The organism is Streptomyces sp. NPDC007095, assembly GCF_040634475.1.
In the GTDB taxonomy this organism is placed as follows: domain Bacteria; phylum Actinomycetota; class Actinomycetes; order Streptomycetales; family Streptomycetaceae; genus Streptomyces.
The window spans coordinates 10026-26061 of record NZ_JBEYFS010000175.1 but is presented as its reverse complement, the minus strand read 5'-3'; the positions used below and the strand labels follow the sequence as shown (position 1 = coordinate 26061).

Sequence of the window (16036 nt, the reverse complement as noted above, 5' to 3'; positions counted from 1 at the left end):
GCAGGGGGTTTCCGGACTGCGGCTGCAGTCAGTTCCGTCAACGGCAGAAGGCCCGTAGGAGTCGGAACCCTGTCCGGTTGAGCCTGGCAGTGCGCGGCGATCTCGGCCGCGACGAGGAAGCGGTGGTGGTTGCCCGCGTTGTGGGCCCGCTCGTGGGCGAAGAGCACCTCGCGCTCCTCGGGGCGGAGGCTGCGGAGCATCGCGGTGGTGACGACGATGCGGTGCGGACGGCCCGGCAGCGCGTACGCGTCCGGGTGGGGAGATTCGATCACGCACAGGTCGCCCGCGGCGGGCCCGCGGTCGGCCTGACTGCGGGCGGTGCGGAAGGCGCGCAGCTGGCGCAGGGCGGAGCGTACGAGGGTCGCGGCGCCGACGGTGAGGAGGCCGGTGGCCGCCGCCGCCAGGGGCAGGACGATCAGGTTCGACGGGGTGCGCAGGGGGTGGACGAGGTCACCCAGGCCCGCCAGGACCGGCAGTTTGAGCAGTCCGGTGAGGAGCAGCGCGCCGAGCGCGGCCACCGAGGCGCCGGCCAGCACGAGGACCGTGAGGGTCAGTGCCCACAGCGCGGCGACCGGCGCGAGGCGGTCGAGGCAGCGGTGGGCCAGCCCCGGCAGCGCGAAGGGCAGCAGAAGCGGGATGAGCAGCGGAATGATCAGCAGAGTGGTCATTACTCACCCGACTCTAGCGGCTCACCCGATTCCAGAAGATCACGCAGGAGGCGCTCGTCGTCGGGGCTGAGCTGGGCGACGAACCGGGCGAGCGCCGTCTCCCGGTCCTCGTCCCGGTCGAGCTCGGTGTGCATGCGCCGGGCGGTGAGGCCGTGCGGGTCCTGGACGGGGAAGTAGGCGAAGCCGCGGCCCTGCCGCTCCCGGCCGACGATCCCCTTCTCGTGCAGCCTCGACAGGATCGTCGTCACCGTCGTACGGGCCAGCCCCGAGCCGAGCTCCGTCTGGACGCGGCCCGGAGTCAGCGGTGCACCGGCTGCCCAGAGGGCGGCCATCACGGACGCCTCGAGCTCACCCGCCGGTCGGCGTTCGTCCTTCGCGCTGGTCATGGGAACGATCCTCACCCCGGTATCGTCTACAGTTCAGTAGACCGTCTACAGGATTGTAGTCACTCGGGTGCCGTCACGACTGCGCCCGTCCGTCCAGTATGAGAGGGCTCCCGGCGATGGCCGCACCTTTGTTCGCAGCGTCACAGCTCGGATCACAACTCGGGTCGGAGCTCGCGGTGAACATCCTCAGCGCCCAGTCCCTGCTCGCCGCCTTCGGTGTGCTGGGCGTCGGCGTGGTGATGTTCGCGGAGACCGGGCTGCTGATCGGCTTCTTCCTGCCCGGTGACTCGCTGCTGTTCACGGCGGGCCTGCTGTGCACGGGGTCGGGCCACGGCAGCCTGAAGCTCTCCCTGGGGCCGCTCCTGGTCTGCGCCGCCGTGGGCGCGCTGGCCGGCTCCCAGTGCGGTTATCTCATCGGACGCAAGGCGGGCGGCGCTCTGCTCGCCCGCAGCGGCTCGCCCCGGCTGCACGAGGGGGCCAAGCGCGCCGAAGAGCTGCTGGAGCGGTACGGCCACGCCAAGGCGATCGTCCTGGCCCGCTTCGTCCCGGTCGTACGGACGGTGCTGAACCCGATGGCGGGCGCCCTCCAGGTCCCCGCCCGCACGTTCACCGTGTGGCAGGTCGTCGGCGGTCTCGTCTGGAGCATCGGCCTCACCCTCGCGGGCTACGGACTGGGCTCGTCGATCCCGAACGTCGACCGCTATCTGCTCCCGATCATCGCCGTGATCGTCATCGTGTCCCTGATCCCGCTGGCCGCCGAGTTCCGCCGCTCCCGCAAGGCCGCGGCCACGACCGCGGAGAAGGGCGCCGAGGGATGATGCTCGCGTTCAACGGGTCGTCGATAGACGGCTCCGCCTACACCTACGTCGTGAATCTCGCCCATGACGCCCCGTCCTGGCTGGACAGCCTGGTGTCCGCCTGGTCGACGTACGGGCTGGCGCTGTTCGCCGTTCTCATGCTCGTGGGCTGGTGGCAGGCCCGTCGCAGCAGCGCCCAGACGGCGATGGTCGCGCTCGCGGTGCCGGTGATCGTCGTCGTGGCGTTCGGGGTGAACTCCCTGTTCAAAATGGTCGTCCGCGAGGACCGCCCCTGTCAGAGCCTGCACGTGAAGACGCTGGAGGCGTGTCCTGCGCCGGGCGACTGGTCCTTCCCCAGCAATCACACGGTCATCGCCGCAGCGGCCGCCGTGGCCCTGCTCTACGTCTCCCGTCGCCTCGGCACCATCGCCCTGCTGGCCGCCTGCCTGATGGCCGTGTCCCGGGTATGGGTCGGCGCGCACTATCCGCACGACGTGGTCGCCGGTGTCCTGGTCGGCACGCTGATCGCGATGCTGCTGACGCCCCTTCTGCGCAGACTCGCCGACCCGCTGGCGGGCCGGCTGACGGACTCGCGGCTACGGCCGCTGCTGGTCTCGGCGTAGGCCCACGGCCACGGCTGCGGCCACGCCAAGGGCTACGGCTACGGCTACGGCTACGGCTACGGGAAACAGGCAAGCACCCTTCCGGAGCTGCTGAAGGAGGACCATGCGGCACACGATCCTGGTCGTGGAGGACGACCACGCCCTGCGTGACGTCCTGCTGCGCGGGCTGCGCGACGAGGGCTTCGACACCGTGCCCGCCCCGGACGGGGCTACCGCGCTGCGGCTGGCCGGGGAGGACATCGACGCGGCCGTGCTGGACGTCGGACTGCCCGACGCGGACGGGCGGGACGTGTGCCAGGCGATCAGAGCCAATGGCTTCCTCTCGCCCGTCATCTTCCTGACGGCCCATCACCACCTCACGGACCGGCTGGCGGGCTTCTCGGCCGGCGGCGACGACTATCTGCCCAAGCCGTTCCACCTGACGGAGCTGGCCGCCCGGCTGCGGGCGGCGCTCAAGCGCAGCGGACCGCTCCCGGCCACCACGGCCGGGGACCTGGTCCTGGACCCCGTCGGGCACAGCCTCACCGTCCAGGGCACCCGGGTCGGCCTCACCCCGACGGAGTTCCGGCTGCTGGCGGCGCTGATGGCGGGGTCCGGGGACATCGTCCGCAGGCGGGAGCTGATCAGGGCCGGCTGGCCGGAAGGCGCCCAGGTCAGCGACAACACGCTGGACCAGTATCTGACCCGACTGCGCCGCAAGCTCCGGGACGGCGGCAGCGCGCTGACCATCACCACGGCGCGCGGCATCGGCCACCGGCTGTCATGAAGACCCTGTCAGCCGGTGCCACGAGGGCCTTGTCAGCCGGCGCGAAGGCACGGTCATGAGGGCGTTCGCCTCACGTTGGTGGCCGCGCACCCTGCGGGGCCGGCTCTCCCTGGTCGCGCTCACCACGGCGACGATCCTGATGGTGATCCTCACGGTCGCGTTCAACACGGTCGTACGCCGTCACCTTCAGCACCAGGCGGACGACGAGCTGCGCACCCGGGCCGCCGCCGTCACCGCGACCGTCGTCACCGACGGCTCCCGGGTGCGGGTCCTGGAGACGCCGGGCGAGGAGCTCCTCGACACGAACGTGTGGATCTACTCGGGCGGCCGGCTGCTCGAGAAGCCCTCGTCCGCCACCGCCACCAGCCCGCTGACCCGCGCCGCGGGCCGGCTCGTGGCGCGCGACGCCCGGACTTGCGTCACCGTGCACAGTCACGACGAGGTACGGCTGTGCTCTCGCCCGGTGCCCGGTGGCAAGGGCGCCGCTGCCGTCGTCACGGCGCTGGACCTCTCCCCGTACCGCAGTTCGGCCGACACGATGCTCTTCGCGTCCCTCGCCCTCGACGCCGCGATGCTCGCCTGCACGTACGCGCTGACGCGGCTGGCGGTGGGCCGTGCCCTGCGTCCCGTGCGCTCGATGACCGAGCACGCCACCCAGTGGAGCGCGATAGCCTCCCAGGAGCGCTTCGGCTCCGTGACCCGCCCCACCGAACTCGCCCAGCTGGGCGGTTCGCTGGACGCCCTCCTCGACCGCATCCGCGCGCTGCTGCGGCACGAACAGCAGCTCACCCGGGAGCTGTCGCACGAGCTGCGCAACCCGCTCGCCCGGATCATCGCCGAGCTCGACTGGTGGGGAGCCCGCCCCCGCTCCGACGCCGACACCAAGGCCACGCACGCGGCGATCGCCGACGCGGCCCAGTCCATGCGCACGATCTGCGACACCCTGCTCGACGAGGCCCGCGACGGCGCGGCCACCGCGCCCGGCACGGCCGACGTGCTGCCGGTGCTGCTCCGCCTGGTGGACCGCCTCGGCCCCACGAAGGAGGGCGTGGAAGTCGTCGTCACCGTCCCGGACGCGCGGTTGTCGGCCGGGGTGCCGGACGCCCTTCTGGAGCGCATCATCAGCCCGCTGCTCGACAACGCCCTTCGGCACGCGCGCACCCGGGTCGAGATCCTGGCCCGCGCTCAGCCCGGCGGCGTACGCGTCGCGGTCGGGGACGACGGGCCCGGCGTACCGGCGTCGTTCGCGGCACAGCTCTTCCAGCCCGGCCGGCGCGCCGATCCCGGGGACGGACACGGCGGTGCGGGCCTCGGACTGCCGCTGGCGCGACGCCTGGCCCGCTCCGCCGGCGGGGAGGTGGACCACGACGGGCAGCACACCTCCGGCGCGACGTTCGTGGTCACGCTTCCCGCGGGTTGAGCACGTCGTCCCCGCTGGGGGCCACTACTGGTGGCTGAGCTGCCGCTCGGACTCGGTGACGTCCTTGCGGGTCATCGCCAGGTACACCACCAGAGCGAGGATGACCGCGAGGAACAGCACGCTGGTGACCGTGGTGCCCAGGCCCAGGCCGCCGTCGCCGGTCGGCTGCGAGAGGTAGTCGCCCATCGAGGCGCCCAGCGGGCGGGTCAGGATGTACGCGATCCAGAAGCTCAGCACGGCGTTCAGGCCGAGGGCAAAGTGCGCGACCGCCACCGCGGCGATGGCGAGGCCGAACAGGACGGCGGACACCCAGTATCCGAGGGCCATCTTCTCGGCGACCAGGTCACCGGCCGCGGTGCCCAGCGCGAAGGTGAACAGCACGGCCAGCCAGTAGTAGGCCTCGCGGGGCACCGTGTCGATGCTGTGGATGGACAGCGTTCCCTCACGGCGGTACCAGATGGCGAAGACGACGGCGAGGGCGACGGCGAACACGGTCGTGCAGGTCGTCAGCGACACACCCAGGTTGTCGGTGAGGTTGTCGCTGATCAGCGTGCCGACGACGCTGATCAGGGCCACGGCCAACCAGTAGACGCCGGGCCGGTAGGCCTTGGTGCGGAACTGGACGACGAGGACCACGGCCAGCACCGCGCTCATCAGCAGCGACACTCCGGTCAGGCCCATGCCCAGGTTCGAGTTCAGGAAGTCCGCCGCGGTCTCGCCGACCGTGGTGCACAGCACCTTGATGATCCAGAAGTACGCGGTGACCTCGGGAACCTTGTTCCAGCGGAGGTGGTGGCCGGGGGCCGCCCCACTGCGGACATAGGCCCCGGGCGTCTCAGAAGTCTCAGTCATGAGGCCCGACCCTGCCAGCGGGACTCTGAACACATCCTGACTGCCTGGTGGCGGGTGCCGACGGGAACGAGCCGCGTGAACGTCGTTCAGAGGACCTTGCGGCGGGCCAGTACGGCCAGTGCCAGCAGCCCCGGGATCAGGGGCAGCCACACCGTCAGCAGCCGGTAGCCGAGAACTACCGACGCCGTCGCTCTGCCCGGCGCTCCGGCCAGCGTGAGGGCCACGGCGAGCGCCGCGTCCAGGGAACCGAACCCACCGGGCGTGGGCAGGAGCACGGCGGCGCTGCTCGCGGCGAGGTAGGCCAGCGCCACCTGGGCGGGGGGCAGCGGCAGTTCGAGGGCCTGGGCCACCGCGACGACCACGGTGGCGTGCAGCGCGGCGAAGGCCAGCGAGCCGCCCCACAGCGCGGCCGCACGCGCCGGGACCTCGTGCACGGCGCGGACGTCGGCCAGCACGGCCCGCAGTGCGCGCCGCAACGGTCCGCGCAGCAGTACCGCGGCCGTGACCAGCACGGCGAGCGCGATCGCGACCGCCGTCGCCGAGATGTGCGGCAGGCGCAGCAGGCCGGGGCAGGCCAGCGCGAGCACGGCGATCAGGAAACCGCGCGAGACGGCCCCGGCGGTGGCCTTCACGCCGAGGGCGGTCGCCGACCGGACGACCGGCAGACCGCACCGGGTCAGAAAGCGGAGGTTGACCGCGCCCGCGCCGAGGCCCGCGGGAAGCACATGGTTGGCGGCGGAGGCGGCGAACTGCACGGCCACCAGCTGCCGGGCGGGCAACGGCCGGGTCACCGCCCCTTGTTGGGCGAGCGCCGAACACACCCAGGTCGCCACGGTGGCGACGGCCGCCACCAGCAGCCAGCCGCGGTCGGCGACGGCCAGCCGGCCGACGCCGGTCGCGATCACCGGCCAGTGGCGCCGGCCGAGACAGACCGCGCCCGCCACCATGGCGAGGGTCACCGCGGCATGCAGGGAGACCCGCCTGCTCGCGGTTGTCACGGCTGTCGTCGGGGCGCCGGGCGGAAGGATGGTCATGTCACCCGCCTGCCTGCACGGCGGGGGCGACGTACACCATCAGATGGCCGACGCGGTGCGCTTCCCACGTGCTGGCGTACGCGGGTGGCTTCGCGTCCGGTGTGGTGAGCACGCCGACCGGGAGCCGCTGTCCGGCCCGCACCATGGCGTCGGCGGTGGTGTTGGCGTTGTGGCCGCCGGTGTCGACGGAGGAGCACCCGGCGTAGAAGGCGATCGGGACGTCCTCGTAGCCGGTCAGCATGCAGGGCGGCTTCACCCCCAGCCGGTGCAGCTGCGTCGCGGTGTCGGCCCAGTCCTGGTGGGAGACGGTAGTGCCATGCACGGTGTGCTCCAGCACCGCGAACTGCACCGCAAGATGTCCGGCCAGGCCGAGCGCCACCAGGGTGGCGGCCACCGGTCGCCGACCGCCGCCGGGCGCGGTCACCAGGTGGATCAGGGCGTCGGCGGCCGGGATGGCCAGCAGGATGTACACGGGCAGCAGGAAGCGCGGTGCCGCGTATCCGATCATGAAGAGGTACGGGAAGCCCACGATCGCGGCGCAGGCCAGCAGCAGCAGGCTGTTCACCCCGCGCCGGGCCTTGACGGCGATCACCGCTCCCAGGACGGCCACGACGGGCAGCGCGAACCACCACAGCATCACCGGCGGGGCGGGCATCGCTCCGGTGCAGGGACGGCACAGGACGCGCCCGCCGAGGCTGCGCATCTGGTCGCCGAAAGCTATGTTCCAGCCCAGGCCGCCCTGGATCCTGGACCCGTCGGAGAGCCGCTGGGCCAGGCCGCCGTAGCTGACGTACGCCTCGACGACCCACTCGCCCGCGCCGGCGACCAGACCTGCGGCAAGCGCCACCAGCAGCCTCGGCCGCCGCCAGCGGCGTACGCACACGACGAGGAAGAGCAGCGGCAGGGTCACATAGACCGCGTCGGTGGGCCGCATCAACGCCATCAGCGCGGCGCTCAGGCCCACGCCCCACAGCGCCGCCCGGTCGAAGCGGTCGGCCTGGACGCGCAGGAAGCAGCCGACGCAGGCCAGGGCGCCGATCGCGACCCAGTAGTTGGGCATGGCCTGCGGGCCGTAGAAGAGGGTCACCCAGAGCGTGGCGAACAGGGCGCCCGCCGCCGCCAGCACCCGCATCGGGAACAGCCCGCGCCAGACGCGCAGGGCCACGAACAGGCCGAGCCCGGAGAGCACCGCGAGATAGACGCGCAGCAGGGCGGTGGACGAGGACCAGGACACGATCGGTGCCACCAGCAGCGGCACTCCGCGGGCGCGCGGGGCACTGAAGAATGCGGCGGGGGCGTGTGAGCCGACCTGGCTGACGTAGACGGTCTCGTCCCAGCCGAGCCCCATGCCCGGCCGTACGAGGAGCAGTTGGGCCAGGGTGAAGGCGCCCGCGATCAGAGCCAGCCACTGCTGACCGTGCGGCCGCCTGGAGATGCGCCCCGTCGAGGTCGGACTGTGGCGATCGGCGCCGACGAACGGACGGTTCACAGTCTTGGCCATCATCCACCCTTCACCCTACAATCTGTAGGGTCCTCCACCCTACAAGACGTCGGGTGGAGGACGAAGTTGCGCAAAACACGGCCAAGTTACCGTGGATCGAGCGGGGACGCAGGGGATGTCAGGGACGCGGACCGAGGGGCACGCCCTGGTACCGCCCCTGGTCACACTCGTACGCCCCCACCACCCCCGCATCCCTACACGCTGTAAGGTGACGGACATGGCTCGCACAGGCCCCCACGGCAGAGCGGAACGACGCAGCGCCGGTGAGCTTGAGAGCGAGGTCCTCGCCGCCCTCTGGGCCACCGACGAGGCCCTCACCCCCGCCGACATCCAGGGTGAGATCGGCGGCAACCTCGCCTACAACACCGTTCACACCATCCTCAAACGCCTGTACGACAAGGGTCTGGTCCTGCGTGACGTCGACGGCCGACGCGGCGCGTACCGGCCCGCCAAGAACGCCGCCGAACTGACCGCCGAGGCCATGCACGAGGCGCTCAACCGGGGGCCCGACCCGATCGCGACCCTCCAGCAGTTCGTCACCGGCCTGAGCCCCCACGAGGAAGAGGCCCTGCGCGATCTCCTCGGGGGGAGCGGGATGTGAGGATCGACGTCTACATCCCCCTCATCCTGCCGCTGCTGCTGACGGCCGTCGCACCGCAGGTGGGCCTCAAGGTCTCCCCCGCGCTGGCCGCCCGGGTCCTCACCATCGCCGCCGTACTGGCCGCCACCGCCTCCACCTGGGCGCTGCTCCTGCTCGCCGCCACCCTGGTCAACGAGGCGCCGCACGTGGTCACGGAGACCGGCGAGGACGGACGGCGGCTGCCCGAACCGGTCCCGGTGGCGATCGCCGTGGCCGCGATCATGCTCCTGTGGCTGATCGGCTTCCGGCTCGTTCGCGCCCTGCGCGCCCACTACACGACCCGCCGCGTCCTCGAGCGGCTGTGCGAGGGGCATCCGCCCGACAGCGAACTCATCGTCGCCGCGTCCTCGACACCCCGGGCCTTCGCGATCCCCGGCACGCCGGGCCGGATCCTGGTCACGGCCGCCATGCTCGGCGCGCTGGAACCGGCGGAGCGGCGCGTACTGCTGGCCCACGAGCGCGCCCATCTCGCCCACCGCCACTCGGTACTGTCGACCGCGGTGACCCTGGCCGCCGCCGCCAACCCGGTGCTCGCACCCGTGCGCACCACCGTCGCCTTCCTGGTGGAGCGCTGGGCCGACGAGGAGGCCGCGCGGCGCGTCGGGGACCGCCGTACCACCGCCCGCGCCCTCGCCCGGGCCGCCCTCGTCTCCCAACGCGCCCGGCCGGGCTGCGCCCTGAGCTTCTCCGAACACGCGGTCACCCGCCGGATCGCCGCCCTGCAGACGACCCCGCCGCCGAACCTGTGGCCCATCGGCGTGGCCGTCCTCGTCCTCGGCGCCCTGCCAGCGCTCGGCGCACTGGACGCCACCAGCGATCTGCTCCGCCTGCTCGGCGAGAGCCTGCCGGGGTAGCGGAGGAGGCCTCAGGTCGCGAGCGTCCTGCGCTCGCGCAGGTGGGCGTAGCCCATGAGGCCGACGAGCAGCGCGAACAGCACGGCCGACGAACCCGCCGTACCGAGGTCGAGCCCACCCTTGGCGGTCGGCTTGGTGAGGAAATCGCCCGCGGTCGCGCCGAGCGGGCGGGTGAGGACGAAGGCGATCCAGAACAGCACCACGTTCGGCACCGCGGGGACGCGCATCAGCGCGACCAGTACCGCGAGCAGCCCGGCGACGAGCAGCGCGCCGCCCGCGTAACCGAGCCCGGAGCTGTCCGACAGGAAGTCGCCCATCGAGGTGCCGAGGGTGTTCGACACCAGGATCGCCGACCAGAAGAGGGCCTCGGCCCGGAAGGTCACGATGTCGCGGATGACGAACGTCATCCCGGTGAACTTCCAGACGGTGAAGATCACGGCCAGCAGCGAGATCAGGATCGCGGCGCCCGCGGGGTACCCGAGTCCCAGGCCCTGCGGACCCCAGCCCAGCGAGGTGGCCCCGTCGGAGAGGTACTTGGCGCTGGCGTCACGGTTCATGAAGTCGGACATCGTGGTGCCCGCCATGCTGGTGGAAAGGATCACCGTCCAGTAGAAGAAGGGGTTGTACCGGCGCGACCTGAGCTGTACGACCAGCGTGACCACGAAGACCAGGAACAGCAGGATCGTGGTGAGGAAGTAGCCCAGTTTGAGGGTCTGCGCGAACAGGTCGCCCGCGGTCTCGCCGAGTGTCGTCGCGGCGATCTTCATGATCCAGAAGGCCAGCGTCACCTCTGGCAGCTTCTTCATCACAGAGGTGCCGGGGTCGGCGACTTGGGGGTCGGCGACGAATTCCGTCTTGTCCAACGTTTGCTCCTGGGGGGTGCAACGACGTCCCCCCAAGGCCACGGCCGAAGGGGGCGCGTGTCCATTGGCTCAGTGTTGCGCATGCCTGCGCGCCACGCCGATCAACGTGGCAGCCGCAGCCTGAACGCATCCTGAACGCGCGATCATGCCTCCAGGTCGTTCCGCGCAGGCGTCCCTCTCAGGCTCCTGGTGATCCGGTACGGCTCAGTGCGCCGGTCGGGTGAGGAGCGCCAGGGCGCGGACGTGGGCCACGTGGGCGGTGGCGGGCAGCCGGGTGAGGAGTTCGCGGGCCCTGCGGGCGTAGTCGTCGGCCATCGCGTGCGCGGTGTCCAGGGCTCCGGTCCGCTCCAGCACGGCGCGGATCCGGCACAGGGCGAGCGCCGGTTCGGTCTCGTCGAGCAGGGCGTGGCGCAGCGCCGCGCGGCTCTCGGGGCCCGCACGCCGGTGGGCGATCAGCACGGGCAGCGTGGGACAGCGGTTGCGTACGTCGCTGTCGGAGGGCTTGCCCATGGCGGGCGCGGCGATCGGGTCGTACGGCAGCACGTCGTCGCGGATCTGGAAGCAGATCCCGAGGTGGTCACCGAAGTCGCCGAGCAGTTCCGTCGTCGGGGCGTCGCCACCGCCGAGGATGACGCCCACGCGGCAGGCGGCCGCCAGCAGCACGGCGGTCTTCGCCCGGGCCATCGCCACATACGCGTCGACGCCCAGCTCCAGGTCACCGCGCATCGCCAGTTCGTCGAAGGCACCCCGGCAGATCGCCACCCCGGCCTCGGCCTGCACGGCCACGGCGCGTGCGACACGGTCGGCGGGCACTCCCAGGCGACGGCACTCGGAAAGCGCCGCGAACCACGAGAAGAACAGGGCGTTGCCCGCGACGACGGCCTGGGCGGGTCCGAACTCGGTGTGGACGGCCGCGCGACCGCGCCGCTCCGTGTCTCGGTCGATGATGTCGTCGTGCAGGAGGCTGCCGACGTGCGCCCCCTCGATACCGACCGCGGCGGGCAGCACCGCGCCCAGCTCCCCACCCACCGTGAGCGCCGCGTGCAGAACGAGCGAGGGCCGCAGGAGCTTGCCCGGCGGGATCATCGCGTACCGGTGCACGGCGTCCAGCCCCGCCGAGCGCCCCGGCCACCGGCGAACGAACTCCGCCTCCAGAAGCTCCGCGAACTCGACGCGGGGCGACGGGGGGCAGGGCGGGGATCCGGGCTGGGGTTGGGGCACGGACTCGGGCTGGGCCTGGGGCAGTGCCTCGGGCCGCACCTCGGGTGCCTCGGGGTGAGCCCCGGGACGGACCTGGGGCTGGTCCTCGGGACGGGCCTCGGGACGGGCCTCGGGACGGACCTGGGGCAGGGCCTCGGGCCGCACCTCGGGTGCCTCGGGGTGAGCCCCGGGACGGACCTGGGGCTGGTCCTCGGGACGGGCCTCGGGCCGGGCCTCGGGACGGACCTGGGGCACGGACTCGGGCCGCACCTCGGGACGGACCTGGGGCAGGGCCTCGGGCCGCACCTGGGGCAGGGCCTCGGGACGTGCCTCGGGGTGAGCCCCGGCGTCGGCCGATGCGTCCTCGCTGGGCAGTTCGGTCATGGAGGCTCCCCCGTCACCCGCTTGCGTGAGCGTGGCGATGTACCCACCCCAACAGACCCGCCACCCCTCCGGAACGGCTCACGCTCATCCCGTGGCGGCACGCCCTCGCCCCGCTACCGGAGCTCGCGCTTCCACACCACCCGATCTGACGGTTTCGCGGCACGGACGCGACCACAGTCAGAGATAGTCGACCGGTCGTACAATTGCGTCATGGGACGAACCAGCGACGCCAGGGAGAAGATCCTCAGTGCCGCGCAGTCGCTCATCGAGCTGCGCGGCTACTCGGCACTGGGGGTGGCCGAGATCTGCAAGGCGGCCGACGTACCCAAAGGCAGCTTCTACTACTTCTTCGCGTCCAAGGAAGCCCTCGCCCTGGCCGTGCTCGACGAACACTGGGACGCCCAGAAGCGCGCCTGGACACGCGTCCTGAACAGCGACGAGGAACCCCTGCGGCGGCTGTACCGGCTGTTCGAGGAGACGGAGGCCGACCAGCGCGCCGGCCAGCAGAGCTGCGGCACCGTGTCCGGCTGCCTGTTCGGGAACCTCACCCTGGAGATGAGCAACCACACCGAGCCCATCCGCACCCGCCTGCAGGAGATCTTCGACGCGCAGGTCGAGATGGTCGAGTCGGTCATCACCGAGGCTCGTGAGCGCGAGGACGTCACCACCCTCGACAGCCGGGAAGCGGCACGGGCGGTGGTCGCCCAGTTGGAGGGGCAGGTGCTGTTCGCCAAGCTCTACAACAACACCCGGCGGCTCAGCCCCCTGTGGGCGAACTGCCTGGCCCTGCTCGGTGCCCGCGCCCCGCAGGAGGCCGTGACAGGCGCCTGACGCCCGCCACGACACCGTTCGGAGGGTTTCAGAGGGCGTTGACGTCGACGACCGCCTCGGCGAATGCGTCAGGGGCTTCCTGCGGCAGGTTGTGACCGATGCCCTTCAGCGTCCGGTGGTCGTAGGCGCCCGTGAAGTGACCGCGATAAGACGCGCCGTTTCCCGGCGGCGTGAAGGGATCCAGTTCGCCGTCAAGAGTGATCGTAGGCAGCGAGATGGCGGGACTCTCGGCAAGTCGCTTTTCCAGACGGTCGAATCGCGGGTCACCTTCGGCCAGACTCAGTCGCCACCGGTAGTTGTGGATCACAATGGGAACCCAGTCCGGATTGTCGAAGGCGGTCGCGGTCCGATCGAATGTGGCGTCATCGAAGTGCCACGACGGTGAGACGTTCTTCCAGATGAGTTTCGCGAAATCGTGCTTGTACTGTGCGAGGCCGAGCCGACCCCTTTCGGTGGCGAAGTAGTACTGATACCACCACGCCCATTCGGCCTGCGGCGGCAGCGGCGTCTTGTTTCTTTCGCGATTGGTGATGAGATAACCGCTCACTGAGACCAGGGCCTTGCAGCGCTCCGGCCAGAGCACCGCGATGATGTCGGCCGTCCGCGCTCCCCAGTCGAAACCGGCGAGGATCGCCTTCTCGATCTTCAGCGCGTCCATGAGCGCGATGATGTCGAGCGCGATCACCGACTGCTGGGCGTTGCGGAACGTCTTGTCCGAACGGAACCGTGTGGTGCCGTGACCGCGCAGGTACGGCACGATCGCCCGGTAGCCCGCCGCGGCGAGCCTGGGAGCCACATCGACGTAGCTGTGAATGTCGTAGGGCCAGCCGTGCAGCAGGACTACCGCGGGGCCGTGAGCGGGACCGGCCTCCGCATATCCCATGTTCAGCTCTCCGGCGCGGATCTGCTTCAGCGGGCCGAAAGAGGTGTGCGTTCCGGGCTCGGCCACCGGGGCCGACGAAGAAGCCGGGACGGAGGCCGATATCACCGGGAGCATCGGCAGCGAGGCTCCGGCTGTTCCAACGGTGAGAATCCGGGAAAACGTGCGCCTGTCTATGACGTTCACCTTTCTCAAGTACCGTCACCGCCTCGCCAGATGTTGTCGAAGGCCGCGTCTTCGATGCTTCGCCGTTGCCGTACCGCTTCCAGTTCAGTCACCGCGCCGTTGACGGCGGCCAGTACGGTCAGGACCGAGTCGTCGACGAGCCCCGCGGCCTCCTCGGTCGACTCGTCGTGGATGCCCACGGCGGCCGCGAGGACGGTCAGGATGGGCTCGCCCGAGGTCCAGCGTTCGTCCGCGTGGCTGCGGTCAGGCGAGTCGGCCGCTTCCGTACGGCCGCCGCCGAAGGGAACCCAGCGGTGGCGCGGCCTGGCGAGCCGTCCCTCCGCCTTCAGGTCCGCGTGATAGGCCGCGGACAGCCCACGGCCGCGGCGCCACAGCCAGTCGTCCACGGACTCGTACGGCGTCTGCCGCACCAGCGACGCCACGGCCCCGTCCAACAGACGGTCGCCCATGGTCCACTGCGCGCCGGGCACGATGCGGTCGTCCTCCAGCGTGATGGCCTGGGCCTCGATGAGGTCGACCAGTTCGGCTCCCGCGAGGGCCAGCGACAGGTCGCCCTGCTCGACGGGCCGGCTGGACGGGACGTCCATGGCGATCATCAACAGATCCCGCGGTGTGGTCATGACGGACTCCACGTCTGAGTCATCGGTGGCTGCCCGCGTCCGCGGCGGATTCCGTCGGTGCGGGCTGTCGTACCGGGGCGGTGGCTCGCACTACCACCATGTGGTGCGGGAAGCCGATGCGCAGCACGGCGGCGGCCGCGGCGGCCACGAGAACCACGGAAGCGGCCAGGAGCAGGGCCTGCCGGTAGCCGTGGTGGAGCAGGGGCGCGGCCACCAACGGGCCGAGGATCTGGCCGACGGAGTATCCGGCGGTCAGGAGCGCGACGGAGCGGGGGAACTCCAGGTGGGCCCCGGTGGCGAGGGCGAGGGTGCTGACCCCGATGAACGTCGCGCCGAACAGCACCGCAGAGACCAGGGCGGCCGGCGCTCCGCCGATCACGGCGGGCAGGGCGATGCCCACCGCCTGGACGACGAGCGCGGCGAGCAGCAGGTCGGGGCGGGACCAACGGCGCCCGAGCCGGGCCCACAGCGCGGACGAGGGCACGGCCGCCAGACCGACCAGCACCCAGGCGCCGCCGCCGAGCGGTCCCGGGGAGCTCTGTTCGATCGCGGCGACCAGGAAGGTGCCCGCGATGATGTAGCCGATGCCTTCCAGCGTGTAGGAGGCGAACAGGGCGGTGAACCAACGATGCGTGCGCGGCCCGCGGCTGGAATCCGCGGTGGCCGCAGTGACTGTGGTGGCCTTGGTGGCCTGTGTTGTCGTGGGAGGCGCTTCGGGACGGAGGTTCCACGAGGCGACGGCGAGGACCGCGGCGAGCGCGGCCGAGGCCCACCAGGCGGCCCGCCAGTCGGCGACGGGGCGCAGTACCAGGACGAGCAGACCCGACAGGGCGATGCCGGCACCAACCCCGCCGAACGCCCATCCGGGCAGGTGAGCCGGGTACTCCCGCAGGTGGCCGAGGAGCGAGCTGACCGCGATGACAAAGATCAGAGCGCTGGCAACCCCGGCCAGCAGCCGCAGCGCGAACCACGCGGCGGTGTCGTGGGTGGCGGGCATCGCGGCCAGGGTGCCGGTCAGCACGACGAGCGAGGTGCGCAGCAGGGCCCGCGACCGGACCACCGCGGGGGCCAGGATGCCCACGAGCGCGCCGACGAGATACCCGATGTAGTTGGCGGTGGCCAGGTTCGCGCCGGCGCCGGCGGACAGCCCCGCCCCGGCGTGCATCAGCGGGAGGATCGGGGTGTAGACGAAACGGCCGACTCCCATGCCCGCGGCGAGTGCCGCGGCGGCCCGGGCCACGTGCCCCCAGGGTGAATGCGGCGTGCCGGCGCCTCGGACCGGGGAGGCGCGCAGGGGTCGTACGCTCATGACGAAGTCCATGTCGGGTCGTGATCCTTCTCAGGTCCTGGTGCGTGCCAGGCACTGGTCCATGTCAGGTCCTGGTGCGTGCCAGACACCGCTCCATGCCAGATCCTGGTGCGTGCCAGACACCGCTCCATGCCAGATCCTGGTGCGTGCCAGACACCGCTCCATGCCAGATCCTGGTGCGTGCCAGACACCGGTCCATGCCAGGTCCTGGTGCGTGCCAGT

At 71.5% G+C, this 16036-nt stretch carries 17 protein-coding genes; 7 read left to right on the top strand and 10 right to left on the bottom strand.

Annotated elements, in window-relative coordinates; translation table 11 throughout:
* Together ABZ656_RS41700 and ABZ656_RS41695 are read right to left on the bottom strand one after the other, a co-directional pair.
* Positions 1-668, bottom strand: a 668-nt coding sequence (locus ABZ656_RS41700) for a M48 family metalloprotease (protein WP_360275529.1), incomplete at its 3' end; no start/stop codon positions are given.
* A complete protein-coding gene (locus tag ABZ656_RS41695; RefSeq protein ID WP_075029680.1) occupies positions 668-1054 on the bottom strand; it encodes a BlaI/MecI/CopY family transcriptional regulator in 387 nt (128 codons plus the stop codon). The genes ABZ656_RS41700 and ABZ656_RS41695, both read right to left, overlap by 1 nt.
* A gap of 116 nt (positions 1055-1170) precedes the next feature.
* Here ABZ656_RS41695 and ABZ656_RS41690 point away from each other — a divergent pair, with 116 nt between their 5' ends.
* The 4 genes from ABZ656_RS41690 to ABZ656_RS41675 all read left to right on the top strand — a co-directional run bounded on the left by ABZ656_RS41690 (position 1171) and on the right by ABZ656_RS41675 (position 4660).
* Complete coding sequence (locus tag ABZ656_RS41690) at positions 1171-1872, top strand: DedA family protein (RefSeq protein WP_360275526.1); 702 nt, start codon at positions 1171-1173, stop codon at positions 1870-1872.
* Positions 1869-2474: a phosphatase PAP2 family protein gene (locus ABZ656_RS41685; RefSeq protein WP_101401770.1), complete on the top strand. Its 606-nt coding sequence runs from the start codon at positions 1869-1871 to the stop codon at positions 2472-2474. Before ABZ656_RS41690 ends, ABZ656_RS41685 begins: the two co-directional genes overlap by 4 nt.
* 103 nt (positions 2475-2577) lie before the next feature.
* A complete protein-coding gene (locus ABZ656_RS41680) occupies positions 2578-3240 on the top strand; it encodes a response regulator transcription factor (RefSeq protein WP_101401769.1) in 663 nt (220 codons plus the stop codon).
* Positions 3241-3295: 55 nt separating this feature from the next.
* A complete protein-coding gene (locus ABZ656_RS41675) occupies positions 3296-4660 on the top strand; it encodes a HAMP domain-containing sensor histidine kinase (protein ID WP_360275522.1) in 1365 nt (454 codons plus the stop codon).
* A 24-nt stretch (positions 4661-4684) separates the two neighbouring features.
* Here ABZ656_RS41675 and ABZ656_RS41670 read toward each other — a convergent pair whose 3' ends face one another.
* From ABZ656_RS41670 to ABZ656_RS41660, 3 genes are all read right to left on the bottom strand, one after another.
* Entirely contained in the window at positions 4685-5512 is an 828-nt protein-coding gene (locus ABZ656_RS41670) for a hypothetical protein (protein ID WP_101401767.1), read from the bottom strand.
* An 86-nt stretch (positions 5513-5598) separates the two neighbouring features.
* On the bottom strand, positions 5599-6546 hold the full coding sequence (locus ABZ656_RS41665) for a lysylphosphatidylglycerol synthase domain-containing protein (RefSeq protein ID WP_360275519.1): 948 nt from the start codon (positions 6544-6546) through the stop codon (positions 5599-5601).
* Position 6547: 1 nt separating this feature from the next.
* The gene (locus tag ABZ656_RS41660; protein ID WP_360275534.1) at positions 6548-7894 is read right to left on the bottom strand and encodes a hypothetical protein; all 1347 of its coding nucleotides are present in this window, start codon (positions 7892-7894) and stop codon (positions 6548-6550) included.
* Between the two features lie 370 nt (positions 7895-8264).
* On the opposite strand from ABZ656_RS41660, the gene ABZ656_RS41655 reads away from it, so the two are divergent.
* Positions 8265-8648 carry a BlaI/MecI/CopY family transcriptional regulator gene (locus ABZ656_RS41655; protein WP_101401764.1) on the top strand — a complete coding sequence of 128 codons (384 nt, stop codon included), beginning with the start codon at positions 8265-8267 and terminating at the stop codon, positions 8646-8648.
* Positions 8645-9541, top strand: coding sequence for a M56 family metallopeptidase (locus ABZ656_RS41650; RefSeq protein ID WP_101401763.1), 897 nt, complete (start codon positions 8645-8647; stop codon positions 9539-9541). The genes ABZ656_RS41655 and ABZ656_RS41650 overlap by 4 nt, the downstream gene beginning before the upstream one ends.
* 11 nt (positions 9542-9552) lie before the next feature.
* On the opposite strand, the gene ABZ656_RS41645 is transcribed toward ABZ656_RS41650, so the two are convergent.
* Together ABZ656_RS41645 and ABZ656_RS41640 are read right to left on the bottom strand one after the other, a co-directional pair.
* The gene (locus ABZ656_RS41645; protein ID WP_360275516.1) at positions 9553-10404 is read right to left on the bottom strand and encodes a hypothetical protein; all 852 of its coding nucleotides are present in this window, start codon (positions 10402-10404) and stop codon (positions 9553-9555) included.
* 204 nt (positions 10405-10608) lie between these two features.
* Positions 10609-11988 (bottom strand): polyprenyl synthetase family protein, encoded by a 1380-nt coding sequence (locus ABZ656_RS41640; protein WP_360275513.1) that lies wholly within the window; start codon positions 11986-11988, stop codon positions 10609-10611.
* 210 nt (positions 11989-12198) lie between these two features.
* On the opposite strand from ABZ656_RS41640, the gene ABZ656_RS41635 reads away from it, so the two are divergent.
* Positions 12199-12819: a TetR/AcrR family transcriptional regulator gene (locus ABZ656_RS41635; RefSeq protein WP_360275510.1), complete on the top strand. Its 621-nt coding sequence runs from the start codon at positions 12199-12201 to the stop codon at positions 12817-12819.
* A gap of 28 nt (positions 12820-12847) precedes the next feature.
* On the opposite strand, the gene ABZ656_RS41630 is transcribed toward ABZ656_RS41635, so the two are convergent.
* From ABZ656_RS41630 to ABZ656_RS41620, 3 genes are read right to left on the bottom strand one after another with little or no spacing between them, the layout of a single operon-like run.
* Positions 12848-13885, bottom strand: coding sequence for an alpha/beta hydrolase (locus tag ABZ656_RS41630; protein ID WP_360275507.1), 1038 nt, complete (start codon positions 13883-13885; stop codon positions 12848-12850).
* Positions 13886-13890: 5 nt separating this feature from the next.
* On the bottom strand, positions 13891-14505 hold the full coding sequence (locus tag ABZ656_RS41625; RefSeq protein WP_360275504.1) for a GPP34 family phosphoprotein: 615 nt from the start codon (positions 14503-14505) through the stop codon (positions 13891-13893).
* A gap of 19 nt (positions 14506-14524) precedes the next feature.
* Positions 14525-15712, bottom strand: a complete 1188-nt coding sequence (locus tag ABZ656_RS41620; protein WP_101403878.1) for a YbfB/YjiJ family MFS transporter — start codon at positions 15710-15712, stop codon at positions 14525-14527.
* Positions 15713-16036: the final 324 nt, after the last annotated feature.

Coding starts and splice junctions, on each gene's coding strand:
- ABZ656_RS41695 (WP_075029680.1), bottom strand. CDS start 1,054: ATGACCAGCGCGAAGGACGAACGCCGACCGGCGGGTGAGCTCGAGGCG.
- ABZ656_RS41690 (WP_360275526.1), top strand. CDS start 1,171: ATGGCCGCACCTTTGTTCGCAGCGTCACAGCTCGGATCACAACTCGGG.
- ABZ656_RS41685 (WP_101401770.1), top strand. CDS start 1,869: ATGATGCTCGCGTTCAACGGGTCGTCGATAGACGGCTCCGCCTACACC.
- ABZ656_RS41680 (WP_101401769.1), top strand. CDS start 2,578: ATGCGGCACACGATCCTGGTCGTGGAGGACGACCACGCCCTGCGTGAC.
- ABZ656_RS41675 (WP_360275522.1), top strand. CDS start 3,296: ATGAGGGCGTTCGCCTCACGTTGGTGGCCGCGCACCCTGCGGGGCCGG.
- ABZ656_RS41670 (WP_101401767.1), bottom strand. CDS start 5,512: ATGACTGAGACTTCTGAGACGCCCGGGGCCTATGTCCGCAGTGGGGCG.
- ABZ656_RS41665 (WP_360275519.1), bottom strand. CDS start 6,546: ATGACCATCCTTCCGCCCGGCGCCCCGACGACAGCCGTGACAACCGCG.
- ABZ656_RS41660 (WP_360275534.1), bottom strand. CDS start 7,894: ATGGGGCTCGGCTGGGACGAGACCGTCTACGTCAGCCAGGTCGGCTCA.
- ABZ656_RS41655 (WP_101401764.1), top strand. CDS start 8,265: ATGGCTCGCACAGGCCCCCACGGCAGAGCGGAACGACGCAGCGCCGGT.
- ABZ656_RS41640 (WP_360275513.1), bottom strand. CDS start 11,988: ATGACCGAACTGCCCAGCGAGGACGCATCGGCCGACGCCGGGGCTCAC.
- ABZ656_RS41635 (WP_360275510.1), top strand. CDS start 12,199: ATGGGACGAACCAGCGACGCCAGGGAGAAGATCCTCAGTGCCGCGCAG.
- ABZ656_RS41625 (WP_360275504.1), bottom strand. CDS start 14,505: ATGACCACACCGCGGGATCTGTTGATGATCGCCATGGACGTCCCGTCC.
- ABZ656_RS41620 (WP_101403878.1), bottom strand. CDS start 15,712: ATGGGAGTCGGCCGTTTCGTCTACACCCCGATCCTCCCGCTGATGCAC.